This window comes from Pseudalkalibacillus hwajinpoensis, from assembly GCF_015234585.1.
GTDB lineage: Bacteria > Bacillota > Bacilli > Bacillales > Guptibacillaceae > Guptibacillus > Guptibacillus hwajinpoensis_B.
Window position 1 is genome coordinate 575,476 of sequence record NZ_JADFCM010000001.1, and the last position, 23,983, is coordinate 599,458.

Here is a 23,983-nt window from a genome sequence, read left to right on the forward strand (position 1 = left end):
GGAGTACATCACGAAATCATAAGAAGAAATGGGGAAAGCTTGTGAGAAAAGAAGAACGCTTAGCAGGGGAGATTCTACCGCATTTAGGTGGACCATCGAACATTAGCTCTTTAACAAGTTGTATGACGAGGCTTAGGGTAACACCGATTGATGAGACAAAAGTAGATCTTGATCAATTGAAAGAAATTGACGGCGTGCTTGGCGTAGTGGAAGCTGAAACAATCCAAATTATTTTAGGTCCTGGAATTGTGACAAGGGTAGCAGAAGAAGTTTCAAAGCTGAGTGGTGTTGATGCGGAGGATTTGGAAGATGATGAGAACATCTTTGAAGGACTCGCAGATCAAACAAAATCAGATCTTAAGCAAAAGAACGCAACACCATTTAAGTTATTTTTACGAAAAATAGCTAGTATATTCATTCCTCTTATTCCAGCTATCGTTGCGTCAGGATTAATTGCTGGAATAACGAATATTGTAATTCGATCAGGTGTTGATCCGGAAACGTCACTTGTGTCTATTCTAAACTTTATTGGTTGGGGCTTGTTTAGCTACCTTGGCATTTTCGTTGGGATAAACGCAGCCAAGGAATTTGGTGGAACCCCTGCCCTCGGCGGTATCGCTGGTATTTTAATTATTAACCCAGCACTCGCTGAAATTACGCTTTTTGGTGAACAGCTTGTGCCTGGTCGAGGCGGCTTAGTAGGCGTCATGCTTGCAGCGTTTTTCATGGCATGGACCGAGCGCCGCGTGCGTCGTTTTGTTCCATCTTCCCTCGATATTATCGTGACGCCAACGATCTCTGTTTTGATTACGGGGTTTGCGACATTAATTGTCCTACAACCAATTGGTGGATTTGTATCAGACCTTATCACAAAAGGGCTACTAGGATTAATTGACGCAGGAGGTATTTTCTCAGGATTGATTCTAGCAGGAACGTTCCTTCCTCTAGTTGTTACTGGGCTTCATCAAGGGCTTACGCCTGTTCACATGGAATTAATCAACACGATTGGTGATGATCCATTGCTTCCGATCCTTGCTATGGGAGGCGCTGGTCAAGTAGGGGCTGCCTTCGCGATATATTTCAAAACGAAAAATAAGAAACTAAGAAAAGTGATCAAAGCTGGGTTGCCAGTCGGCATTTTAGGGATCGGAGAACCACTGATTTTCGGTGTGACGCTACCACTTGGTCGTCCATTTATTACGGCATGTCTTGGCGCAGCCATTGGAGGCGCGTTTGCTGCATTCTTTAAAGTGGCGACAATTGCGATCGGAGTATCTGGCTTACCGCTAATCTTCCTCGTGAATTCGAATCAAATTTTATATTATATTATTTCTCTCGTTGTTGCTTATTTCTTTGGTTTTGTCTTCACGTATCTCTTCGGGTTTAAAGAAGAAATGACCGTTGCGATTGATAAAGGAGCTTCAAAGAACACAGCTGCATAAGAAAATGGAGGGTCAGATGTCATGCTTGGAATATCTGTTTATCTTGGAAGTGATGGAGGAGATGTTGAGCAACGCTTAGAAAGAGCTAAATCAATTGGATTCGATGCTATCTTTACATCCCTCCATATTCCTGAAGATGATCATTCGCTCTATCAAACTCGTTTGAAAGAGCTTGGTCAATTAGCAAGGAAATTTGAGATGGAGCTTGTCGCAGATATTTCGCCAGAATCCATTACCCATTTAAATATTCAACATTATGAAGAGTTATTGGACTGGGGAGTGAATGGCGTTCGTCCGGACTATGGTTATACCGATGATCTAATTGTTTCTTTATCTCAGTTGATGAAAGTGGGCTTAAATGCAAGTACTATTTCGAGAGAGGAAATTGAGACGTGGCTTGAAATGGGTGCAAACGTTTCTAACCTCGAGGCCTGGCATAATTACTACCCAAGACCAGAAACTGGATTAGACGTTAATTTTTTTTCGGAACGAAATCGCTTATTTAAAGAATATGGCATTCAAACAATGGCGTTTATTCCAGGCGATCAAAACCTTCGAGGACCGATTTACTCTGGCCTTCCAACGCTTGAGAAACATCGTTCTATGTCTCCTCATATGGCCTGTGCTGAGCTACTATATCATTATCAAGTTGACAAAGTCCTGATAGGAGATATTTCAGTCAGTGATAGTCAATTAGAAAAGCTTTCACTCCTTGCAAAAGGAGTGATTCCGCTTGAGGTTTCGAAAGTGGATGATCAGTTTGAAAGTTTTCATGTGAAGGGAAAACATAGGAACCGTCCCGATCCAGCGCGGGATGTGATCCGTTCAGTAGAGTCGAGACAGTTACAACATCGTCCTGAACCAATACCTTCATTAAAAAGAAAACGCGGCGCCATCACGATTGATAATATGAACTATGGCCGCTATGCTGGTGAAATTCAGCTTGTAAAGCACGATCTTCCGGAGGACGATCGTGTGAATGTTATTGGAAATGTGATTAGAGAAGATTTGCCTCTATTAAATTACATTGGGGCATCTCAACCGTTTGAATTACTTTTGAAAATTGATGCTACTCATGAAAGGAATTAACACAATGAATTTAAATAACATCCAGACCGAGCGTAGAAATCAAAACACACTGAACATTGATCAAATGACAACACATGAAGTTCTTACCATCATAAACGAGGAAGATCATGTTATACCAGACGCTATTAAAGAAACCCTACCAGTTATTGAACGTCTTGTTGATCGAATTGTAGATGCCTTTCAACATAATGGTCGCTTAATTTATGTGGGGGCAGGGACGAGTGGGAGACTTGGCGTTCTTGATGCCTCTGAATGCCCTCCAACGTTCGGAACGCCGTCAAATCAGGTGATTGGTGTGATCGCGGGTGGCGATAAAGCTCTTCAATATGCGCTTGAAGGTGCTGAGGATGATGAAGAGCAGGCTGTCTTAGATATGAAAGAGCTGTCGCTTACGAAGAAAGACGTGATCGTAGGGATTGCAGCTAGTGGACGCACACCTTATACGGTAGCCGCAATGGCTTATGCCAAAGAAATTGGTGCAACGGTTGGGGCGGTTACGTGTAGTGAAAATACAAAGATGGAAGAAGTCGCTCACCACAGCATCGTTGCGAATGTCGGACCAGAAGTTGTCACGGGATCGACGCGGATGAAAGCGGGGACGGCCCAGAAGCTTGTATTAAATATGCTAACGACTGCTTCGATGATTAAAATTGGAAAAGTTTATAGCAATTTGATGGTTGATGTTGTACCAACAAATAGTAAACTCGTTCAGCGTGGTAAGAACATTGTTGCAGAAATTTCAGGTGTATCTACTGAGGAGGCGGAGAAAGCTCTTGAAGAATACGGATCAACGAAAGGAGCGATTCTTTCGTTACTAACAGGATTAAAAGGAGAAATTGTTCATTCGACATTAGAAAGGTATGATGGGCATTTGCGAAAAGCGATTGAATCTGCTTTTGTGACAAGCTAAGGTAAGAATCGCTAAATAAGATATGCTAAAATGAAATGATTGAAAATCTATTCAGGTAAAGGTGGGCTAGGAATGAACGGAGGCCTGATCAGTATTCAGGAATCAATCACTTCATTAAAACCTTCAGAACGAAAAGTAGCGGAATACATCATTCATTATCCGGAAGAAGTAATCAACCTTTCCATTCAGAAACTCTCGAAACGAACAGAAGTGAGTGAAGCGACAATTATCCGCCTTGCTCGAACGCTGAACTACAAAGGGTTTCAAGAATTGAAGCTTCGAATCGCGGGTGATCTTGCAACGAAGCAGACGAGCAAATCTTATCAAGAAATATCGATTGATGGGACGGTGGATTCGTTTATTGAAAATGTATCAAACAATAATATTCAGTCGATTAATGATACAATTTCTGTTCTATCAAAAGAGGAAGTAGAGAAAGCAATCACTGTTTTAAGTCGTGCGAGGAAAATTGCGCTATATGGTATTGGAGCATCAGGATTAATTGCCCAGGATTTCAAACAAAAACTTTCTCGTATTAATCGCTGGTGTGAAGCTGCAGTCGATTATGATACACAAGGGACGATTAGCGCAAACCTCGGAGAAGCTGACGTCGTTTTCGGCATTTCTTATTCTGGCCAAACAAGAGACATTATTGAATCTCTGAAAATCGCAAAAGACAATGGTGCCACTGTGATTACTTTAACCAAATACGGTACAAATCCAGTTTATGACCTCGCTGATATTAAGCTTTTCACAAGCTCTCTTGAAAAGAGCATTCGAAGTGGTGCGATGAGCTCACGTATTTCTCAACTGAACGTCATTGATATTTTGTATGTTGGCATGACCAGTCGAAACTACGATGAGAGCGTTGCTGCACTTGAGCGAACGCGAAAAGCAGTTGAGGTTGTGAAGAAGCATGTATGACTTTGATACTTACTTAAAAACATTAATTGACGAAAAGGAGCTCTCTGGCGCTGTTCTTCATGTTCAACATAAAGGGAGCACTGTTTTTCATCAAGCTTACGGTCGTTTTCAAGACAGGATACAACAATCTCACACCATGAATACCACAACGCTTTTTGATATAGCCTCCCTAACAAAAGTGGTGGCAACCCTTCCTTCTATCTTATGGCTGATCGACAACACGTCAGTTGAATTAAATCACACCATTCAAACCTACATCCCAGAATTGAACCATTCAGATATCACGATTCACCAAGCACTTACACATACAACAGGCTTACCTGCAGACATTGATCCGCCTGTTCAACGAGTCGATAATCGGTTGATTTTGCAAGAAGTTGTCAACGCAGATCTTATCCATCAACCAGGGAGCGTTGTGCAGTATAGTGATCTAGGCATGATTTTACTTGGAGAAGTAATAGAGCGTGTGAGCGGCGTGGATTTACCTACCTTCACGAATACTAAACTCTTCAAGCCATGGGGGTTAACGAAAACGATGTTCAATCCTCCGCAACACCGAGAAATCGCTTCAACAGAATGGCATAACGATCATTACGTTCAGGGGGAGGTGCATGACGAGAAAGCGCTCCACCTCGGCGGAGCAAGCGGAAGTGCAGGTGTATTTTCTACAGCTCAAGATCTCGGAAAATTCGGTCGATATTTCTTGTATCCAGAAACGCAGCAGGTGCTGTCACCGGAGACGATTAGGAATGCTAGAAAGCATGTGATACAAAATCGTGGGCTTGGCTTTGAGGTTTGGGACGGAGAAGGAAAGACATTATCATGTGGAAGGAGGTGGTCAGAAGGAAGCTTCGGCCACACAGGGTTTACTGGTACTAGTTTATGGATTGATCCTAAAGAAGAGCTGATCGTCACTTTTTTAACGAATATCGTGCATTACGGAAGAAACCATAACATGAGACAGATTAGACTTCATCTCCATTCTTTGATTCATGACTCTTTTACTAATTAAATGAGGGGGAAATATTTTGGATAAAATGAAAGCGTTTACTTTTTCTGGTTTTCTAGCGTTGATTCTTGTTCTATCTGCGTGTAGCTCAGAAAGTGGTGGGAATTCGGGAGACTCTGAAGCAAGTGAAGATAGCGTTACGATAACGATCGGAAGCTGGAGAACAGAAGACAAAGCAAGCTATCAAAAAATGATTGATGCTTTTAATGAAGAAAATCCGGACATTAACGTGGAATTCAAGCCTTCAAAGAATACGGAGTATAACACGATCTTAAATACGGCCCTTCAAAGTGGGGAAGGTCCTGATATCATTCACCTTCGCCCTTATACACCGGGCATCGAGCTTGCGGATGCTGGATATCTTGAGCCGCTGGATGATCTGGAAGGACTAGATCAATATCCAGAGGAAACCCTTGCCGCTTCGAAAGGATCTGATGATAAGCAGTACGGTGTGCCGCTAAATATGAGCACGACGCAAATGTTCTACAACAAGAAAATGTTTGAAGAAATGGGTCTTGAAGAACCGCAAACATGGGAAGAGTTCATGACGCTAAATGAAAAAATAAAGAAGGAAGGTACTACACCGATCGCTCTTGGAACAAAGGAAGGGTGGCTCTTATCATTATCGCATGGAATTATTGGTCCAGCTCACTATGGTGGTAATGAATTTGTTGATCAAATTACAGCTGGTGAGACGGATTTTACAAGTGATGAATTTCAGAATTCGATTGACGCGATGGATGAACTGAAAGAATTTTTCCCTGAAAATTACGAAGGTCTTGGAATGGAAGATATTCGTACGATGTTCTTTACAGGTGATGCAGCGATGTTCCCACTTGGAAGCTGGGAAATTGAAGTGCTACGTGAAATGAATCCTGATCTTGAACTTGGCTTCTTCCCAATGCCGTCTGCTGTAGGAAAAGAACCTACGATTACAACTTGGGTAGATGGATCGTATGCAATCAATGCAAGCTCGGAGCATAAAGATGCCGCGAAGAAATTTCTTCAGTTTATGACAACAGAAGAGTTTGGCACGATGTTCACAGAAGAATTTAAAATGATCAGCGCAATCCCTGGTATTGAGTCGGAAGATGAACTTGTCAATGCGCTTGGAAAAGCAGCAGAAGAACAGTCAACACCGTACATGATGCTCGTTCATTTCGCTGGTGGAAATCCTTCCACAAAAGCGACGATCGAAACAGAGCTTCAGGGGATGTATCTTGGCGAACGTACACCAGAGGAAGTAGCAAAGACTATTCAAGAAAGCGCACAGTCCTGGTATGAGCCACTACAGTAATAAGGGGCGGACAATATGAAACTAGCTACAAATTCAATCGTGAAAATCAAAAAAGAAAGGAACTGGAAAAGGTGGACCATCCACCTTTTCCCGATTCCTGCCCTGATTATATATGGACTTTTCATCGTTTATCCTTTGTTTGCAGCCTTAACCTACAGCTTTTTTGATTGGAAAGGAATTGTACGTGGGGAGTTCGTGGGGCTGAAAAATTTTAAAGATCTGTTTACGCTGGAGCCTTTTTCGGGACTGTTTTGGGGTGCGTTTGGCCATAACATTCTTTATTTTGTACTACAGATGATTTTCCAGAACGGCCTTGCTTTTGTACTTGCCTATATTATTTATAAAAAAGTGAAGGGATCGGAATTTCTTAAAATTGCTTATTTCCTGCCGCGACTTCTATCCGTCATCGTTGTCGGTTTTCTCTGGAAGCTGATTCTAAATCCAAACTACGGTGCACTGAATGTGATACTTGAAAAGATCGGTTTGGAACAGCTTCAAAAAGCGTGGCTTGGTGATCCAGATACAGCTTTGATTTCTATTATTCTCGTTAACTGCTGGTATGGTATTGGGTTCGGTGTCCTTATTTTTCTTGCCGGTCTTCAGTCGATCCCGAAGGAACTGTTCGAAGCAGGCAAGCTTGATGGCGCAGATGGTTTGTCGATGATACGTAAAATCGTGCTTCCGTTAATGGTTCCTTCGTTCATGATTATGACAGTCCTCACATTTATTCAGTCATTTGAAGCGTTTGAACTCGTCTACGCGATGCAGGGATCGCAGGGAGAACCTTACCATTCTACTGATACGCTTGCGATTTACTTTTATCGTCTCGCATTCGGAGGTTCTGCAGGAGGATCGACAACGGCAGTCGGATTAGGATCAGCACTTGCGGTTGTGCTCTTTCTCTTTATCTCATTCTTTACCGCACTCTATTTACGCTATATGCAGAAAAAACAAGTGGACATGTAAGGAGGCGATACTATGAACCATACGATTTGGACGAGACCGTTTTACTATGTATTTGCTTTTCTCATCGCATCCATTAGCATCTATCCGATTCTATTAATGATCCTTTCTTCCTTTAAAACAAGCGCAGAGATTTTCACAAGTCCACTCTCATTACCGAAGACGTTCACGCTTGATACGTATCGGAACTTACTGGAGATCATACCGTTTACAACGTATTTCATGAATAGCGTGTTTGTGAGCGTCGTTTCTGTTCTATTAATTTTGATTACCTCGTCACTTGCCGCCTTCTATATCGCACGCTTCACGTTTGTATGGAATAACATCATCTTCTTTTTCTTTCTGATGGGAATGATGCTTCCAATCAAACTAGGCATTGTGCCACTGTTTATTTTAATGAAAGATCTCAATCTACTAAACTCGCTTTGGTCACTGATCTTTATGTATGTCGCCACGGGAATTCCACTGTCGATTTTGATTTTGACAGGATTCTTCCGAACAATGCCTCGTGAACTAGAAGAAGCGGCCCGTATTGATGGAGCGGGAAACCTTCGTATTTTATGGAGTGTTGTGCTACCACTGATGCGACCGGCGCTTGGAACCGTGATGATCATCCAATTTATCCAGGCCTGGAACGATTTTTTCTTCCCACTTATTTTTATTACCGATGACCTGAAAAAGACAATCCCAGTCGGCATGCTTTCCTTATTTGGCGAATACTCTGCAGATTGGGGAGCCCTTTTTGCCGGTCTGACCCTTGCGTCACTTCCGATGATTGTCCTGTTCTTCATCGCATCTAAACAATTTATGGAAGGACTTACTCAAGGTGCAATTAAATAAGCGATTCTACATTGGCATAGACGGCGGAGGAACGAAAACTCTTGGATTATTGTGCAATCAAAACGGAGTAATTTTAGCTAAAAGTACGGCTGGTTCGACAAATCTAAAATCTCGCGCAGAACAAGAGGTGCGATTTGCCATTCATCACGTGATCACGGAATTAACGTCGGGATTAAAAGATGGAAAGCTTGCAGGAATCTTTGTTTCAACGGCGGGTGGTGACCGAGAAGAGGATCAGAAGCGATGGGAAAGATGGCTGAGGGAAAGGCTTCCGAGTTTTGAAGGGATTCTTAAGGTTAAGAACGATGCTTACGGTGCGCTTGCAAGCGGTACATTTTCGATGGAAGGGACCGTTCTCATTGCGGGTACTGGTTCGATTTCCTATTCGATCGATGCAAATGGTTCCCGTCGTGTGGGAGGCTGGGGCTATTTGTTTGGTGATGAAGGAAGCGGCTACGATATTGGGCGGAAGGCGCTCCGGACAGTTGCGATGATGCATGATGGAAGAATGATGTTGGACGAAGCTTTTTGTAGTAACATCCTTTCCTTCTTACAGGTAAACGGTGCGCCTGAAATAATTACGGCGATTTATGAGGATTCCTATGCGCGTATGAAAATCGCTTCTGTTGCTGAGAAGGTCATCAAGCTTGCAGAGCGACAAAATCAAACGGCGTTGAAGATCGTTCAGAGAGCTTTTGAGAGTTTGAGTGAATTAGTTCGTGCCATCGAGATTAGGGGCAGTCAACTAGTGATTTGCGGAGGGCTAATGCAATCCTCCTTCTTTCGAAATGGGTTTCTTGAAGAATTGAAAACAAGAGGGGTAAGCGATGTGTATTATCCTAACTTATCTCCAGCTGTAGGGGCATGCATTTGTGCACTACTTTGTTGTGGTGTACCGCTCACAGAGGAACGGAAAGCAAATCTGATGTCGTCTCATCACGTAATGGACGGCTAAACTAGGGGAGAGATGACGTTGACAGACGTGAATGAGATGAAGACAGAAATGCGTAATGCAAAATCGGAAAATCTGCACCAATTTTCAACGCTTGAAATAATCGAGCTGATGAACGAAGAGGATGGGAGCGTAGCTGGAATTGTGAAAGCCGCCCTCCCCGAGATTGAGAAAGTGGTTGATCAAGTTGTTGCTGTGATGAAAAAAGGAGGAAAGCTCTTTTATTTTGGTGCTGGTACAAGCGGGCGTCTCGGCGTGTTAGATGCTTCTGAGTGCCCGCCGACATTTGGTGTTGCGGCTGACCTAGTGAATGGCGTAATTGCTGGAGGAGACCGAGCGCTCAGGTATCCAATCGAGGGGGCCGAAGATAGTCGGGAAACGGGGGGAGAGGATGTAAGGAAGCGTGTTAGTACACAAGATTTAGTCATTGGTATTGCTTCAAGCGGAAGAACCCCTTATGTGCTTGGCGCTATCGAAGAAGCGAATAAAATGGGTGTAGTGACAGCAGGGATCTCGTGTAATACAGGCGCACCGCTTTCAAAAATGGTTACATATCCGATTGAATTACCAGTAGGTCCCGAAGTGGTGACAGGTTCAACGCGGCTTAAAGCAGGAACAGCACAGAAGATGGTATTAAATATGATTACGACAGCATCGATGATCAAGCTTGGGAAGGTCTATCGTAATTTAATGGTGAACGTTCAAGCATCGAATGAAAAGCTACGGAAGCGAACAGTTTCGATTATTCAGGAGTTAACGAGAGTGAGTGAAGAAGAAGCTGCACGCTACAGTGAACAGGCAGAAGGCGATGCGCGGGTAGCGGTGCTGATGATTTTGCGAAAAGTGGACGCGGATCGAGCGAGGCGACTGCTTGAGGAGAAGAGTGGGGATTTTGTGGCTGCGATGGAGGGGGGAAGATAGGTAAGGGGTCAGGTGCGTTACCGGTGACGTACCTGATCCCTATTAGATACATCTGTTTTCTCAACAAAGACACATCGCATTCTTTCTATTAAAACAGCCCCTGCGGAGTTACCGCAGGGGCTGTAGATATTTATTACATCATTAAGTCCGCTGGTGAGTCATCAAAGTAGAGCCAGTGAAAATATTCTACTTCCGCATCAGACATTCTCAGAACTTCTTCTCTGTTCATTGTCGTTTTGTCGCACAAAAGATCAATAAATTGGTTTCGTGCTTGCTGGCTCATTGTAAATCCTCCCTGTATTTTAAGCGGCAATTCCTGTTTGGTAACCGCTTTCAATTTGTTAATTTTATTATACATCTCACAATGAGATGATTCAAATACCAAAATGAGATATATTGCAGGGAACCGATGTGAAATTGCTATGAAAGTGATCGGAAGTTCGGGGAATAAGAGTTATAAAGAGAATGTGTGTTCTTATTTTCTGGATTTCACTTGAAAAAAATGTGTATTTTGGTTGTTTACTCCTTTTTAACAAACTGGATGAAGTGATCTTTATTCTAGAAGAGATGGTTAGAATCAGAATTAGAGATGGATTTAGAAGGAGATTTGCCCGCTCTGCAGGAGTTTTTTCCTATTCAATGGAAGTAGAGAAGATGTAGAAAGGGAGTGTGGATGATGGAAATTGAAATTGGAAGTGACAAGAAACAAAAGAATTTGGAAGAAAGCCTTTATGATTTCACTTTTGTTGGTGATCCCCAACTTTCACCTGATGGGAGCTACGTTGTTTATGTAAAGAAAGTGATAAATGAGAACAAAGAATATACTTCAAATTTAGTCATAGTAAATCGCGATACTGGAATTGAGCATGATTGGACATATGCTTCTGGGGAGAAAAAAGATCACTCTCCGCGCTGGTCGCCTGATGGGAAGACGATTGCTTTCGTTTCGAATCGATCAGGAGAAAATCAAATATGGCTTATCTCAACTGATGGTGGCGAAGCGCGACAACTATCTGATTTAAAAAGTGGTGTTTCCGCTCCTGTTTGGAAACCCGATGGTTCTTCGCTACTTGTTTTAAGTAAGGATACAAAAGAGAAAGAAGAAGGACGTAAGCCTCTCGTTGTGACTGACTTACAGTATAAAGCAGACGGCAGTGGTTTGCTTGACAATCACCATATGCAAGTTGTCTTGATCGAGGTAACCTCAGGTGAAAAGAGAATAGAATGGCTAACAGATGCACCATTTAATCATTCTAGCCCTAACTGGTCACCGGATGGACAATCCATTGTATATGTGAGAGATCGATATGAAGAACAGGGGTCCTACATGCGAGCCGACATCTTTATTCAGGGTCTGAATGAAGGATCAGAGCCTGATCAGTTAAATCGTGAGGGTGGGAGCTTTAGCACACCGAACTGGTCACCAGATGGGAAGAAGCTCTCATTCATTGGGCATAACTTTGAGCATGAAGGAGCTACGTTGAATAAAATCTGGACTGTTGACATAGCGAAGAAAGAGTTTACTTGTTTAACAGAGGAGGTTGATTTAGAGTGTTCGGATGTATTGATTTCAGATATGCACTGGGGAGGCGCTTCTCCTGGTGCGATGTGGAACCAAAATGGAGATGGACTCTCTTTCCTTGCTAGTAAAGAAGGAAACACTGGTGTTTATTTCGTCGGAGAAGATTGCACGGTTCGACAAATAGCGGGTGGTGACAGGCACCATTACGCGTTTCACTACTTGCCAGGCGCGAATGAAGCGGCTGTTGCAATTAGCGATCCACTTAACATTGGCGATATTTATACGCTTTCGTTTCATGGAGATCGAGTAAATGAACAGTGTTTGTCTCAATCAAATGCTGACGTTCTCGAAAGCTTGGAGCTCTCGACACCAGAAATGTTTACATACGCTGGGAAAGACGGTTTGGAGATTCAGGCCTGGCTATTGAAACCAAATGATTATCAGGAAGGTGAGGGATATCCTCTTATTCTTGAAATTCACGGTGGACCGCATATGATGTATGGTAATTCATTTATGCACGAATTTCAGCTACTTGCAGCAAAAGGATATGTTGTCCTTTATACGAATCCACGTGGTAGTCAGGGATATGGACAAGAGTTTGTGAATGGTTGCCGAGGAGATTATGGTGGGGGTGATTATGAGGATTTGATGGCGGGTGTTGATGCCTCGTTGAACAAATATTCCTTTATTGATGAAGCTCAACTTTTCGTGACGGGAGGAAGCTACGGTGGCTTTATGACGAACTGGATTGTTGGGAAAACTGATCGATTCAAAGCAGCGGTTACCCAGCGCTCTATTTCGAATTGGCAGAGTTTCTATGGTGTTAGTGACATCGGATACTTTTTCACAAAGTGGGAAGTTGGAAGTGATTTAGATGAAAACCCTGATAAGCTTTGGCATCATTCACCGCTTAAGTATGTGGACCAAATCGAAACCCCACTTTTAATTCTTCATAGCGAAAATGATTACAGGTGCCCTATTGAGCAAGGAGAGCAGTTATATGTCGCTTTAAAGCATCGTGGGAAGGAAACGATGTTTGTAAGATTCCCAGAGTCTGATCATAATTTATCACGAAGCGGTCATCCAGAACTACGAGTGGAACGACTTAAGCATCTAGGAAACTGGTTCGACAATTACCTAGAAGGAAGACAATAAGAGATCTTTCGACAAATAGCGGGCGGTGACAGGCACTTTTTGAGATCTTCCCTTGACGCGCTTCGAGAAAGATACTATACTATTGAAAATAGTTAAATAATATCGAAAACTCTTATCAAGAGTGGCAGAGGGACTGGCCCTGTGACGCCCAGCAACCATCTCAGTTCGTGAGAAAGGTGCTAATTCCAGCAAACGAGCAATCGTTTGAAAGATGAGAGAGAGTTCAGCGCTGCTGATAATGATGAAATGATACTACTCTCTCTGTACTTTACAGAGGGAGTTTTTTTATTGGGAGGGGATTTTAGCAGGTCGAAGTACTTTTGCGCTTTTATGTTTTAGTACTAAAACGCTTTACATTACTATGTGAATTTTAAAGGAGATTGAGAAATGAAGAAATCATTGTATTTATTAGGTGCACTTATTTTAGTCTTTTTGGCAGGTTGTTCAGGGAATGAGGCTTCTGGGGATTCAGAAGATAGCCCACTGAAGGTAGGGGTAACGGCTGGACCGCATGAAGATGTGATGAACAAGGTGAAGGAAATCGCAGCGGAAGACGGGTTTGATATTGAAGTGATTGCGTTTAATGATTATGTGATGCCAAATACAGCCCTTGATGAAGGGGAATTGGATGCGAACGTATTTCAGCATGAACCTTATTTGAATGATTATGTAAAAGAAAGAGGACTCGATCTTTCCAAGGTAGCAACTACGATTACTTTTCCCATGGGAATTTATTCTGACAAATATAAGAGTCTTGATGAATTGCAAGAAGGCGACAAAGTTGGGTTGCCTAACCATTCAACAGGCGAACCGAGAGCGCTAATGTTGTTTGAGCAAGCTGGCATTATTGAGTTGAAAGATGGCGTTGGTGTTAAAGCAACGATCAAAGATATTGAGAAGAATCCTTACAATCTCGAGTTTGTTCCATTAGAAGCTTCACAAATTCCAAGACAGCTTGGTGAGCTTGCGATTGCAGCAATTAATACGAACTTTGCAATGGAAAGTGGACGCGTACCGAAAGAAGATTCGCTTGAAATGGAACCAGAAGATTCCCCGTGGGTGAACGTGATTGCAACACAAACAGAGAACAAAGATGATGAACGTATTCAAAAGCTAGTGAACTACTATCAATCAGATGAAGTGAAGCAATTTATCCAGGACGAATTTAACGGTTCTGTAGTTGCATCCTGGTAATTCGAAAGAGGAGTGAGCACGATGATTCGATTAGAAAATATAACGAAAACGTATAAAAGCGGTGAGACGATTACGAAGGCGGTTGATGATGTTTCCATAGAAGTAGAGAAAGGAAGCATCTATGGCGTCATCGGTTATAGTGGTGCAGGAAAGAGCACGCTTGTCCGAATGGTGAATCTTCTGGAGCGACCGACAGATGGAAAGGTATTTATCAATGACATTGAGCTCACTTCTTTGTCTACCGGAAAGCTTCAAAAAACAAGACAGCGCATTGGGATGATTTTTCAGTCTTTTAATTTGTTGAAAACAGGCACTGTGTATCAAAACATTGCCATCCCGCTGAAGCTTACGGGTCTTCGTAAAAAAGAGATTGAAGCGCGAGTTGATAAATATTTAGGTATCGTTGGGTTATCGGATAAGCGGGATGCTTATCCTTCCCAGCTATCAGGCGGTCAGAAGCAGCGTGTGGCGATTGCCCGTGCGCTTGCTCATGAACCTGAAGTACTACTATGCGATGAGGCAACGAGTGCCCTTGACCCAGATACGACAGAATCAATCCTATCTTTATTGGAACAAATCAATCGTGATTTTGGAATCACGATTTTACTCATTACGCATGAAATGCACGTTGTCCAGAAAATATGTCATGAAGTGGCTGTGATGGAGAACGGGAAGGTGATTGAACAGGGGCGAGTGATCGATATCTTTAGTAAGCCTGCTACAACGACGGCCAAACGATTTGTTCAGTCGTTATTCCAGGATGAGCTTCCAGAGTCGCTTGTGTCGCGATTGAAAGAGCGTGGTCAGATCGTGAATCTTTCATTTATTGGGGAGAAATCAGGTAGTCCCGCTCTTGCGCTTGTTAGTAAGAAGTTCGACGTGTATCCGTCCATTTTAGCAGGGAACATTACACAACTGAAGGATCAGCCTTTTGGTAGGCTAGTCGTTCATTTAGATGGGGAAGCGGAAGAGACGGCTCGGGCCGTTGCCTTTTTAGAGGAAAGTGGCGTCGTAGTAGAAGGCTATGTTCAGGAGGTGGAAGCTCATGTCAGCTAAGGTATCGGAGTTTATTGATCTTTGGGGTGCAGACATTTGGAACGCGATTATTGAAACATTTCAAATGGTTGGGATCTCACTACTGATTTCAGTGTTGATTGGCCTCCCGCTTGGTGTGCTACTTGTTTTAACTAGACCTGAAAAAGCATTAGAAAATAAAGTTCTTTTCCGTATATTAAATGCGGCTATAAACGTGATCAGGTCGATTCCATTTATCATTTTACTGTTTTTCATTTTACCTTTTACAAAAATGATTGCAGGTACAACTATTGGAGTAAAAGGTGTGATTGTGCCGCTCGTTGTCTTTACGGCGCCGTATATCGCAAGGTTGATGGAGTCCGCTCTTCTTGAGGTCGATCGTGGAGTAGTAGAAGCTTATGAAGCAATGGGGGTAAAAACGAGACACATTATCTGGCATGTTCTTGTAAGGGAGTCTCGTTCATCGATCGTTCTTGGATTAACGATTGCGACAATTGGACTGATTGGGGCAACGGCAATGGCTGGGCTCGTTGGAGCAGGTGGACTTGGTGATCTCGCTTATCGATACGGTCATTTGCGATATGAAGTCGATGTGATGTACGTTACGGTATTTCTCCTTATTGTCCTTGTTCAGGGGCTACAATCGTTTGGGAATGTTCTCTCCGCTCGTTTGAAGAAGGATTAAGTTAAAAGAAAACCATTTTGTTTTATTGTCATTAGCAGGTGTGTCTTCAATAAATGAACTTCATGATCAGTTTGTTCATCAGATTTAGGAGGAAGAAAAGATGGAATCAATTCAGGTAAGAGCAACGCCAGGACATTATGAATGTCGATCAGGTATCCTTCAAGAATTACCACGATTGCTTAAGGAAGGGCAGTTTCAAAAAGTGTTTGTGATTTCTGGACAGCAATCTTGGGAAGCAGCCCAGGGTTATTTTCCAGATCTATCTGCCTTTCATGTAGCTTATTCTACGTACGGTGGTGAATGTTCAGAAACGGAAATTAAAAGACAGTCTGAATTAGCCAATATTCACGGTGCCGATTTGATTCTTGGTGTAGGTGGCGGAAAGGTTCTGGATGTAGCGAAAGCAGTTGGTAATGAAGTGAATAAAGATGTGGCTCTTGTGCCAACGCTTGCGTCTACATGTGCGGCAACGACGCCACTTAGTGTGAAGTATTCAGACGAGGGAGAGTTTATTGAGTATACTATTTTTCCAAGAAGTACATATCTTGTTCTTGTAGAGCCTGAAATTCTAGTGCAGTCACCAATCGCTTATTTGAAAGCAGGAATTGGTGATACGCTGGCCAAATGGTATGAAGCGAGAGCACTCATTGAGGAACTGCCTTCAACGCCAATTCCCGTAAAACTAGCGTATGAAGTAGCAAGAAGCTGCCGTGATGTCCTTGTGGCAGATGGTGAAAAAGCGGTTAAGGATCAACAGAATGGTCGTTTGAGTGAAGCGTTTATTAGGGTAATTGAAACAAGTTTTTTATCAGGAGGGATGGTAGGAGGTCTTGGAGACCGCTATGGTCGGATTGCAGCGGCACATTCCATTCATAACGGATTAACACACGTATCTGAAGCTCATTCGTTTCTTCACGGTGAGAAGGTAGCTTATGGCATACTTGTGCAACTTGTACTAGAAGGTGAGTGGGAAGAGGTGAGAGGTTTATTTGCCTATTATAAAGAAATTGGTTTGCCCCTCTCGTTAGAGTCAATTGGCATTGAACCAACAAATGTGGAGAGCATAGGTCAAGTCATCGCAGAATACGCTACGAGAGATGGGGAGTCTATTCATTTCCCTTCAGGTCATGTGACGAAAAATGATGTAGTTGAAGCGATTCTTGGATTAGAAGCATTACAAGTTACGTTAAGTTGATTAGGCATATCTAGTGAGTAAAAAAGTCCCCTGGAAGTTACGGTTCAACGCCCAGGGGATTAAATATGATAGATGGATTTTGCGAGTAGATCAAGATGGCGATTGCGATGTTCCTTCCATTGACATTGTTGATCAGCACCTGGCTGAAAATAGTTCTTGATCAGTAATAAAATCATTGAAATGTTCCCCTCCGATTCAACGAATGTGTTGTTTAGCGCCTATTAATAATTTCCTGTTCAAGAACGTAAATGTTCTCCATGTCCAGCACCTCCTTGTTTCTCTCTTTCCTTGTTAATTACAGTCTACGCCGTATGCGTATCAAATAAACCAGTCACCAGTTCGGTTTTCAACTCATACTTAAGATGGAGATTTCCTAAGCCTTTTCCTCCATTCGACAAATAGCGGGGAGTGACAGGCACCAGCACTTGACAGTGCCACAAATTGGTAGTATTTTAGATTAATGCCGACTAAACTTATATGGATTATAAAGTTTTGGTTTTATAGAGAAAATAAAAGGGGGAAATAGCGTGGATACATTTTTAGTCATTGTGAATATTGCCATTTTACTTGTTCTTATTGGTGTTTTAATTAAGATGCAACAGAAGCATGTGTCTTTTAGTAAGCGTGTGTTTGCTGGTTTAGGATTTGGGGTTGTGTTAGGTGTTTACTTGCAAGCTGTCTTCGGAGCTAGCTCAGAGATTGTGAGTCAAACATCAGATTGGTATAGCATTGTAGGGAGCGGATATGTACGCCTTCTAATGATGATTGTTATACCACTTGTCATGGTTTCGATCATTCAATCGATTACGAACCTTGAGAAGACTTCAGAGCTTGGCAAAATGTCAGGCTGGATTATTGGAATCCTTGTATCAACCGCGATGGTTGCAGCGATCGTTGGTGTAGGAAGCTCGCTCGTCTTTGATTTAAATGCTGAGCAAATTGAAGCAGGGCAAGCGGAACAGGATCGTGGAAGCTATCTAGAAGAAACGCTTGGTAGTGTGAAAGATATGAGTACGCCAGATAAAATTCTTGCGTTTATCCCTGCAAATCCGTTTGAAGATATGACAGGAGCTCGCCCGACCTCAACAATTGCCGTTGTTATATTCTCAGCTATTGTTGGAATCGCGGCACTAGGTGTACGTCGTAAAAATCCAGAGCAAGCAGCCGTCTTCACGAAAGGTGTGAATGCTGTCTATGCGATCGTTATGAGAATCGTCACACTAGTTCTTCGCTTAACTCCATTCGGGATTATGGGCTTGATGGCAACTACCGTCGCTCAAACGAACGTAGGCGGTATTCTCGAACTCGGGAAATTCGTTCTTGCATCCTATTTAGCACTGCTTGTGATGTTTATCATTCATTTGATTTTGGTTGCGACAGGTGGATTAAATCCACTAACATATTTGAAGAAGGTATTACCTGTTCTTACGTTTGCCTTCACTTCTCGTTCAAGTGCAGGGACAATTCCTTTGAATATTTCCGCTCAGAAAAATAGCCTTGGTGTTGATGAAGGAACAGCGAACATGTCTGCATCCTTTGGTGCAACGATTGGCCAAAATGGTTGCGCTGGTATTTATCCAGCGATGCTCGCAGTTATGATTGCGCCAACGGTAGGTATTGATCCGCTCAGTCCTGGATTTTTAATCCAACTTGTCTTAATCGTTGGTATTAGTTCGTTTGGTGTGGCTGGAGTCGGAGGCGGAGCGACATTTGCTGCGTTAATCGTTCTTTCTTCTATGAACCTACCCGTTTACTTAGCCGGTCTTCTCATTTCTGTTGAGCCACTCATTGATATGGGGCGGACGGCGTTAAATGTGAATGGTGCGATGACTTCAGGTACACTAACATCACGAATTCTTGGCAAGTTGAACCACGATAAGTTCAATGATTCAAATGCTGTTGAAAAAGATATTGCCGTTTAACTAACGGATGAAGCCCGCTTCCCATAGAAGGCGGGCTTTTTTATGAGAAGAATAACTCGATTGACATAGTGCATCGTCATAACCCGGTCAGTTTGTTGTTAGGAATTTTTCCATGTGAAGGAAGTGCAACCACCACCGTCGAAAAAGATAAAGGTACAAACGGTCAGGGGGAGAAGCGTATGTATGCGATCAGATTACTCGTCGTAGTTTTGATAATGTTGATGGCCGCTTCATGTTCGTCTAAGGCTACAACCGTTCATCATGAAAAAACAGATACCGTTCATTTAGTTCCTGAGGGGTTTGAAGGGAAATTGATCGTGATTTACAACGTGGAAAGCGCTCCAAAATTAAAACAAGAAAAAGGTTTTACAGTTATTCCTTATAGCGAAGACGGTATGTATTTAACTTCAACGGAAGATATGAAATACGGGGCAGTAACGGATGAATTCTATTACGTGGATCAAAAAGACAAGCGTACTGAAATTGATACAAGCTGTACGTATTTGTTCCCAAATAGCGGAATCACTATAGAAGGTCGCCGCCTCCTTTATAATGCTTTTTATTTAACACAGTCACACTGTAGTGAAGATTTTCATGGTAAAGGTCCTGAAAATGAAGGGAATCGAAACATTTTCGCTAGCGTAGAGGAGAAGTTAAAGAAAGAGGGGATTTTAGAGTAAGGTTCTTTAAATTGAGACATATCGAGGGTTCAAGTTTTTCACAAGAAAGTAAACCACACACTTGAACAGCATAAAAAATGACGGCGCATAAGGGCCGTCATTTTTTATGCTGTTCTTTCCCAAATACGGTCCACCTTCATTAACTCTTCTCCTTGAAAGGTGAGGCAATACACATCAGGCATATCGAGATTTTCCCAAAAGTGTCTATCGTACTGATCATCGAAATGACTCATCATGAGAACCATTAAATTCCCGTGAGTACCAATCACTACGCTTTTTCCTTTGTATGTTTTAAGTACGTTTTGAAGGGCGCTCACTCCTCGGCTACGAGCGAATTCGTTGGATTCACCACCAGGGTAGCTAAACGTTTCATCTTGCCAAACAGCGTCGATCGCGGATTGGAAATCCTCAACAGGTTGCCCTGCAAGTGTTCGCTCTTTAAATGCTTCTATAACTTGAATGTCTATCGAGTGATGTTTTGCGATGCCTTCAACTGTATGAATCGCTCGGTTATAAGGGCTAGAAAGCACAACATCAATTTGTTTTTCTTTCATTAGATATGTAAGGCTCTTTTCATCTCTGTTACCTTTAAGTGATAATCCTCGTCCGTATTCATCAGGTGTATAAGAAGAATGAGCATGACGAACAAGATAAATTTTTGTTTCATTCATTTATCGCTTCACCTCTTTAAAGGAGCGGGGGTCAGGTCCGCACCTGACCCCCGCTCCTCCATTATTTCCACTCAAGCATAATACGCGTTAGCTGCGTGCGGTTCTTTACACCCGTTTTTTCGTAAATTCGACTTAAATGCTTTTTGATAGTCACTTCGCTTAAGGAGAGTTCAGCAGCAAGATTAGCATTTGAGTATCCTTGGATGACGAGTGTAACAACCTCTTCTTCACGCGGGGTAAACTGAAATGGATGGTGCGGTGTTTCCGTTAGATTTACGCCGAGCGCCTGTGCGAATGTTTCAAGGTACTGGGAAAGACGAGCGTTTCTTAAATCAAGTTCATAAGTCCTGGAAGGGCGGTCGGGACCATAGTCAAAATGCATTGCATCGTGTAATTCGTTGAAACGGAACTGCTCTAATAAATCTTGATAAAAAGGAAGCGGTGTCGATGCAACGAGAATTCCTTCTGTTAGAACAAGAGGCAGAAGATGATACAAAAGTGCCTGGCGATCTTCTATTTGATTCACATTTTTAACACCGAGGTATCGAATGACCCACCCTGCTGGCTTATCCTGAGACAAAATACGTTTTTCTTCTGAAGAAGACAGCCTCTTAAAATAACTTCTTGTAACAGGGCTTTGCTGTAGCTTCTTAAGCGTGCTGGACTGGATTGGAATAAGAAAAGCGATTCCAATGACTTTTCCACCACGGTGACGTAGCAGTTTCACATGCTGAATCCCTACAGACTCAATCATTTCCTTCGTTATATAGGCGGACTCCTTATCGCCGCTCTTTGGAGCACGTTGATGAAAACCCTGGCTACTTTGATCATTAACGAACGAGGCTTCGCCGGCGTCATTCATCGTGGGATGGCTCTTCAAATAAGGAAGAACCTCGTCCCAATCGTCTGAGCTAGCAGATGTCATACTATAGGTAGAAAGCGTGTCATGATCAAATAAAGAAGCACGCATCATTGGTTCACCAAGCAAGTAGAAGAATTCGCTAATTTCGGTGGAATCCATTACACGATCATGCTTAAAAAAGGATCGACAATAGAGCAGGGCGCGTTTCCATAATTGATGATAATACGTGGGTTTTCTTCTACGCAGGTCGTCTCTCATTGCCCGTTGAAAAAGAGTGTTAAGCTGCCACCCTGACTCTGTTTCCTCAAAAAAGGAAAGGGATACGAGTGCTTCAAAATCTTTTCGCGAGATCGTTTGATCCAGCATTACTTCAAGCTTTTCCTGTTGAATGTAGTGACCAATCGACGCCACTTCTATGTAGGGAAGGAGGCGATCATCTTCAAGTTCACTTAGCCATTCTTGGACGACGGTTCTATAAATTTTCTGCTCATCCTTTTCATTCCATTCCTGCGTCTCGTTTAGTTTCTGAACGCAAAGCGATAATGCATAGGGATTACCACTTGAAAATTGCCAGGCTAACTTAGTGAGCTCTGGTTTAAGAGTGCGAAAGGCAGAATCATACTGTCCGATGCTGAAACCTTTTAATTCAATGGAAGTAATGAAAGGATACCAGATCGATGCCCTCCAGGATTCCCTGAGCTTTTTGCGCCCGCAAAAAATGAGAATGCTTGAAGAGGGAAGAGATGGAAGGAAAGATTGCCTGAACCATTCATCTAATTTTTCAAAGCGTTCATATGAGTCAATGGCTATGACGAAACGAATTCCTTGTTGTTCAAGATGTTGGATGTGCATATTAATTGCTTCAAGAGGCGAAATGTATAGGTTAGATGCTCCCATTTGCTCCAATAGTAATTGAAGAAAAGCGGATGGTTCAGCCTTTGAATACTGTGCGTTTACAAGGTAGAAAACAATATCTCTGTCTGACGCTTCCTTTTGATAATGCGTCATTAGCTCACTTTTACCTGTCCCGGGCTGTCCATATACGGATAGAATGCTGCTACCGTTTTGATCTAGCAAACGAGAAAATACGGCTAACTCTTTTTCTCTCGTAATATTAAACGGAAAAGCCTTCGACTGAATTTGTTCTTGATTGGGGTTATCTGGAAGGTTCATCCTTATCACACTCCACTGAAAAAGTACTCGATTTTTGTCTAAGTAGTATACTTTCGTATACTACCCTCCAATTCCTGCTTTTGATAAAATTAATTTATACAATATTCAGAATTTACAAAATAAGGGAGGTATCGCAGTGGAAACAGGGAATAACCCTGAAAAAATGGGCCAAACCCCTCGCAAAACATCGAGTGGTATGGAGGAAAATGTCTCAGGACTGTTGACCTATGTGCTGGGGTTCGTGACAGGTATTATTTTCTTGTTGATTGAAAAGGAAAACAAATTTGTGCGTTTTCATGCCATGCAGTCGATCGTTGTGTTCGGAACATTATTTGTCGCAAGTCTTGTTATGAATGTGATTCCAATTATAGGATCGCTTGTCTCTCTTCTTATATTGCCACCGCTAAGCTTAATTGTTTGGATTGTCTTGATGGTAAAAGCTTATCAGGGACAGATGTATAAGCTACCGATTGTAGGCGAATTTGCAGAGAAACAGCTAGAGAAAATCAAATAATAAAAACCGCATTCCTCTATTATGGGAGGAGTGCGGTTTTTGTCTTACTTATTTATTTGTTGTGAGTTCTTGATCCACAACTTGTTTTAAATAGTTCATCACATCTTTTTGGAGATCTGGACGATTAAGGGCAAAATCAACTGTTGCTTTTATAAATCCGAATTTATCACCAACGTCATAACGTTGACCTTCGAACTCATGAGCAAAGACTGCTTGCTGCTCATTTAGCACCTTGATCGCATCTGTAAGCTGAATTTCTCCGCCTGCCCCTTTAGGTAGGTTCTCAAGAATAGAGAAGATTTCAGGTGTTAAGATGTAGCGTCCAAGAATGGCATAATTAGAAGGTGCCTCTTCAAGGGATGGTTTCTCAACGAGTGACTTAATTGGAATAATGCCGTTGTCAATTTGTTCTCCCTTAGGAGAGATGATTCCGTATTTAGAAACAGCATCGTCAGCCACTTGTTGAACACCTACGATTGAAGTGCGGTAACGATTGTAGCTATCCATTAGCTGGCCGATACATGGTTGATCTGATTTTACAATGTCATCACCAAGGAGAACAGCGAAAGGTTCATTGCCGATGAAACGGCTAGCACAATTAATGGCATGACCAAGTCCTTTAGGTTCTTTTTGGCGAATGTAGTGAATGTTAGCGAGATTAGAAATTTGTTGTACTTCTTTTAACATCTTGTCTTTTTGCTTCTTGATAAGCGTTTCTTCAAGCTCATATGATTTATCGAAATGATCTTCAATAGCACGCTTTCCGCGACCGCTAACGATGATAATGTCTTCAATTCCAGCAGCGACAGCCTCTTCTACAATATATTGAATCGTTGGCTTGTCCACGATTGGTAGCATTTCTTTTGGCTGTGCCTTAGTTGCTGGTAAGAACCTTGTTCCAAGACCAGCGGCAGGTATAATCGCCTTTCTAACTCTCATGTTGAATCCTCCCAGTAACTAATTGTTTTCAAAATCCCAATAAGTGCTTACTAATATTAACATATATCATGACTATTTTCCTGCATTTT

22 protein-coding genes and 1 riboswitch are annotated in these 23,983 nt (G+C 42.4%); of the genes, 18 read left to right on the forward strand and 4 right to left on the reverse strand.

The genetic code is table 11. From position 1 onward, the window contains the following. The first annotated feature begins 41 nt into the window (after positions 1–41). From IQ283_RS02780 to murQ (IQ283_RS02825), 10 genes are all read left to right on the forward strand, one after another. Positions 42–1,442 carry a PTS transporter subunit EIIC gene (locus IQ283_RS02780; protein ID WP_242057223.1) on the forward strand — a complete coding sequence of 467 codons (1,401 nt, stop codon included), beginning with the start codon at positions 42–44 and terminating at the stop codon, positions 1,440–1,442. Positions 1,443–1,463: 21 nt separating this feature from the next. Then, positions 1,464–2,531, forward strand: coding sequence for a DUF871 domain-containing protein (locus IQ283_RS02785; protein WP_194218632.1), 1,068 nt, complete (start codon positions 1,464–1,466; stop codon positions 2,529–2,531). A 4-nt stretch (positions 2,532–2,535) separates the two neighbouring features. After that, positions 2,536–3,441 carry an N-acetylmuramic acid 6-phosphate etherase gene (murQ, locus tag IQ283_RS02790; RefSeq protein ID WP_194218633.1) on the forward strand — a complete coding sequence of 302 codons (906 nt, stop codon included), beginning with the start codon at positions 2,536–2,538 and terminating at the stop codon, positions 3,439–3,441. A gap of 72 nt (positions 3,442–3,513) precedes the next feature. Beyond that, positions 3,514–4,365 (forward strand): MurR/RpiR family transcriptional regulator, encoded by an 852-nt coding sequence (locus IQ283_RS02795; protein WP_194218634.1) that lies wholly within the window; start codon positions 3,514–3,516, stop codon positions 4,363–4,365. Next, positions 4,358–5,377: a serine hydrolase domain-containing protein gene (locus IQ283_RS02800; protein ID WP_194218635.1), complete on the forward strand. Its 1,020-nt coding sequence runs from the start codon at positions 4,358–4,360 to the stop codon at positions 5,375–5,377. Before IQ283_RS02795 ends, IQ283_RS02800 begins: the two co-directional genes overlap by 8 nt. A 25-nt stretch (positions 5,378–5,402) precedes the next feature. Continuing rightward, the gene (locus IQ283_RS02805; RefSeq protein WP_194219574.1) at positions 5,403–6,671 is read left to right on the forward strand and encodes an ABC transporter substrate-binding protein; all 1,269 of its coding nucleotides are present in this window, start codon (positions 5,403–5,405) and stop codon (positions 6,669–6,671) included. A gap of 15 nt (positions 6,672–6,686) precedes the next feature. Further along, positions 6,687–7,637, forward strand: a complete 951-nt coding sequence (locus tag IQ283_RS02810; RefSeq protein WP_194218636.1) for a carbohydrate ABC transporter permease — start codon at positions 6,687–6,689, stop codon at positions 7,635–7,637. Between the two features lie 12 nt (positions 7,638–7,649). Beyond that, complete coding sequence (locus tag IQ283_RS02815; protein ID WP_194218637.1) at positions 7,650–8,474, forward strand: carbohydrate ABC transporter permease; 825 nt, start codon at positions 7,650–7,652, stop codon at positions 8,472–8,474. After that, the gene (locus IQ283_RS02820; protein WP_194218638.1) at positions 8,461–9,429 is read left to right on the forward strand and encodes an N-acetylglucosamine kinase; all 969 of its coding nucleotides are present in this window, start codon (positions 8,461–8,463) and stop codon (positions 9,427–9,429) included. The genes IQ283_RS02815 and IQ283_RS02820 overlap by 14 nt, the downstream gene beginning before the upstream one ends. 12 nt (positions 9,430–9,441) lie before the next feature. Beyond that, a complete protein-coding gene (murQ, locus tag IQ283_RS02825) occupies positions 9,442–10,347 on the forward strand; it encodes an N-acetylmuramic acid 6-phosphate etherase (RefSeq protein WP_194218639.1) in 906 nt (301 codons plus the stop codon). A gap of 133 nt (positions 10,348–10,480) precedes the next feature. On the opposite strand, the gene IQ283_RS02830 is transcribed toward murQ (IQ283_RS02825), so the two are convergent. Further along, on the reverse strand, positions 10,481–10,630 hold the full coding sequence (locus IQ283_RS02830; RefSeq protein ID WP_159785356.1) for a BH0509 family protein: 150 nt from the start codon (positions 10,628–10,630) through the stop codon (positions 10,481–10,483). 393 nt (positions 10,631–11,023) lie between these two features. Here IQ283_RS02830 and IQ283_RS02835 point away from each other — a divergent pair, with 393 nt between their 5' ends. The 7 genes from IQ283_RS02835 to IQ283_RS02865 all read left to right on the forward strand — a co-directional run bounded on the left by IQ283_RS02835 (position 11,024) and on the right by IQ283_RS02865 (position 19,735). Further along, complete coding sequence (locus tag IQ283_RS02835; RefSeq protein ID WP_198427139.1) at positions 11,024–13,024, forward strand: alpha/beta hydrolase family protein; 2,001 nt, start codon at positions 11,024–11,026, stop codon at positions 13,022–13,024. Positions 13,025–13,133: 109 nt separating this feature from the next. Next, a riboswitch (SAM riboswitch) is annotated at positions 13,134–13,242 on the forward strand. 169 nt (positions 13,243–13,411) lie between these two features. After that, a complete protein-coding gene (locus IQ283_RS02840; RefSeq protein ID WP_194218641.1) occupies positions 13,412–14,218 on the forward strand; it encodes a MetQ/NlpA family ABC transporter substrate-binding protein in 807 nt (268 codons plus the stop codon). Positions 14,219–14,239: 21 nt separating this feature from the next. Next, complete coding sequence (locus tag IQ283_RS02845) at positions 14,240–15,274, forward strand: methionine ABC transporter ATP-binding protein (protein ID WP_194218642.1); 1,035 nt, start codon at positions 14,240–14,242, stop codon at positions 15,272–15,274. Then, a complete protein-coding gene (locus IQ283_RS02850; protein ID WP_194218643.1) occupies positions 15,264–15,938 on the forward strand; it encodes a methionine ABC transporter permease in 675 nt (224 codons plus the stop codon). Before IQ283_RS02845 ends, IQ283_RS02850 begins: the two co-directional genes overlap by 11 nt. Before the next feature lie 100 nt (positions 15,939–16,038). Next, a complete protein-coding gene (locus IQ283_RS02855) occupies positions 16,039–17,133 on the forward strand; it encodes an iron-containing alcohol dehydrogenase family protein (RefSeq protein WP_194218644.1) in 1,095 nt (364 codons plus the stop codon). Between the two features lie 527 nt (positions 17,134–17,660). Continuing rightward, positions 17,661–19,055: an L-cystine transporter gene (locus IQ283_RS02860; RefSeq protein ID WP_194218645.1), complete on the forward strand. Its 1,395-nt coding sequence runs from the start codon at positions 17,661–17,663 to the stop codon at positions 19,053–19,055. Positions 19,056–19,234: 179 nt separating this feature from the next. After that, the gene (locus tag IQ283_RS02865) at positions 19,235–19,735 is read left to right on the forward strand and encodes a DUF6843 domain-containing protein (protein WP_194218646.1); all 501 of its coding nucleotides are present in this window, start codon (positions 19,235–19,237) and stop codon (positions 19,733–19,735) included. A 104-nt stretch (positions 19,736–19,839) separates the two neighbouring features. On the opposite strand, the gene IQ283_RS02870 is transcribed toward IQ283_RS02865, so the two are convergent. Both IQ283_RS02870 and IQ283_RS02875 read right to left on the reverse strand, forming a co-directional pair. Beyond that, on the reverse strand, positions 19,840–20,406 hold the full coding sequence (locus tag IQ283_RS02870; protein ID WP_194218647.1) for a histidine phosphatase family protein: 567 nt from the start codon (positions 20,404–20,406) through the stop codon (positions 19,840–19,842). A 61-nt stretch (positions 20,407–20,467) separates the two neighbouring features. Continuing rightward, positions 20,468–22,441 carry a LuxR C-terminal-related transcriptional regulator gene (locus IQ283_RS02875; RefSeq protein WP_194218648.1) on the reverse strand — a complete coding sequence of 658 codons (1,974 nt, stop codon included), beginning with the start codon at positions 22,439–22,441 and terminating at the stop codon, positions 20,468–20,470. Positions 22,442–22,577: 136 nt separating this feature from the next. Between IQ283_RS02875 and IQ283_RS02880 the strand changes: the two genes are divergently transcribed. Further along, positions 22,578–22,955: a DUF4870 domain-containing protein gene (locus IQ283_RS02880; protein ID WP_242057224.1), complete on the forward strand. Its 378-nt coding sequence runs from the start codon at positions 22,578–22,580 to the stop codon at positions 22,953–22,955. A gap of 48 nt (positions 22,956–23,003) precedes the next feature. Here the strand turns inward: IQ283_RS02880 and galU are convergent, their stop codons facing one another. Continuing rightward, positions 23,004–23,894, reverse strand: coding sequence for a UTP--glucose-1-phosphate uridylyltransferase GalU (gene galU, locus IQ283_RS02885; RefSeq protein WP_194218649.1), 891 nt, complete (start codon positions 23,892–23,894; stop codon positions 23,004–23,006). Positions 23,895–23,983 lie beyond the last annotated feature (89 nt).

What these genes read in the sequence shown, in the direction of transcription:
- IQ283_RS02795 (WP_194218634.1), top strand. Translation starts at nt 3,514, where the DNA reads ATGAACGGAGGCCTGATCAGTATTCAGGAATCAATCACTTCATTAAAA.
- IQ283_RS02785 (WP_194218632.1), top strand. Translation starts at nt 1,464, where the DNA reads ATGCTTGGAATATCTGTTTATCTTGGAAGTGATGGAGGAGATGTTGAG.
- IQ283_RS02875 (WP_194218648.1), bottom strand. Translation starts at nt 22,441, where the DNA reads ATGAACCTTCCAGATAACCCCAATCAAGAACAAATTCAGTCGAAGGCT.
- murQ (WP_194218633.1), top strand. Translation starts at nt 2,536, where the DNA reads ATGAATTTAAATAACATCCAGACCGAGCGTAGAAATCAAAACACACTG.
- IQ283_RS02815 (WP_194218637.1), top strand. Translation starts at nt 7,650, where the DNA reads ATGAACCATACGATTTGGACGAGACCGTTTTACTATGTATTTGCTTTT.
- IQ283_RS02845 (WP_194218642.1), top strand. Translation starts at nt 14,240, where the DNA reads ATGATTCGATTAGAAAATATAACGAAAACGTATAAAAGCGGTGAGACG.
- IQ283_RS02865 (WP_194218646.1), top strand. Translation starts at nt 19,235, where the DNA reads ATGTATGCGATCAGATTACTCGTCGTAGTTTTGATAATGTTGATGGCC.
- IQ283_RS02840 (WP_194218641.1), top strand. Translation starts at nt 13,412, where the DNA reads ATGAAGAAATCATTGTATTTATTAGGTGCACTTATTTTAGTCTTTTTG.
- IQ283_RS02830 (WP_159785356.1), bottom strand. Translation starts at nt 10,630, where the DNA reads ATGAGCCAGCAAGCACGAAACCAATTTATTGATCTTTTGTGCGACAAA.
- IQ283_RS02835 (WP_198427139.1), top strand. Translation starts at nt 11,024, where the DNA reads ATGGAAATTGAAATTGGAAGTGACAAGAAACAAAAGAATTTGGAAGAA.
- IQ283_RS02850 (WP_194218643.1), top strand. Translation starts at nt 15,264, where the DNA reads ATGTCAGCTAAGGTATCGGAGTTTATTGATCTTTGGGGTGCAGACATT.
- murQ (WP_194218639.1), top strand. Translation starts at nt 9,442, where the DNA reads ATGACGTTGACAGACGTGAATGAGATGAAGACAGAAATGCGTAATGCA.
- IQ283_RS02800 (WP_194218635.1), top strand. Translation starts at nt 4,358, where the DNA reads ATGTATGACTTTGATACTTACTTAAAAACATTAATTGACGAAAAGGAG.
- IQ283_RS02870 (WP_194218647.1), bottom strand. Translation starts at nt 20,406, where the DNA reads ATGAATGAAACAAAAATTTATCTTGTTCGTCATGCTCATTCTTCTTAT.
- IQ283_RS02855 (WP_194218644.1), top strand. Translation starts at nt 16,039, where the DNA reads ATGGAATCAATTCAGGTAAGAGCAACGCCAGGACATTATGAATGTCGA.
- IQ283_RS02805 (WP_194219574.1), top strand. Translation starts at nt 5,403, where the DNA reads ATGAAAGCGTTTACTTTTTCTGGTTTTCTAGCGTTGATTCTTGTTCTA.
- IQ283_RS02810 (WP_194218636.1), top strand. Translation starts at nt 6,687, where the DNA reads ATGAAACTAGCTACAAATTCAATCGTGAAAATCAAAAAAGAAAGGAAC.
- galU (WP_194218649.1), bottom strand. Translation starts at nt 23,894, where the DNA reads ATGAGAGTTAGAAAGGCGATTATACCTGCCGCTGGTCTTGGAACAAGG.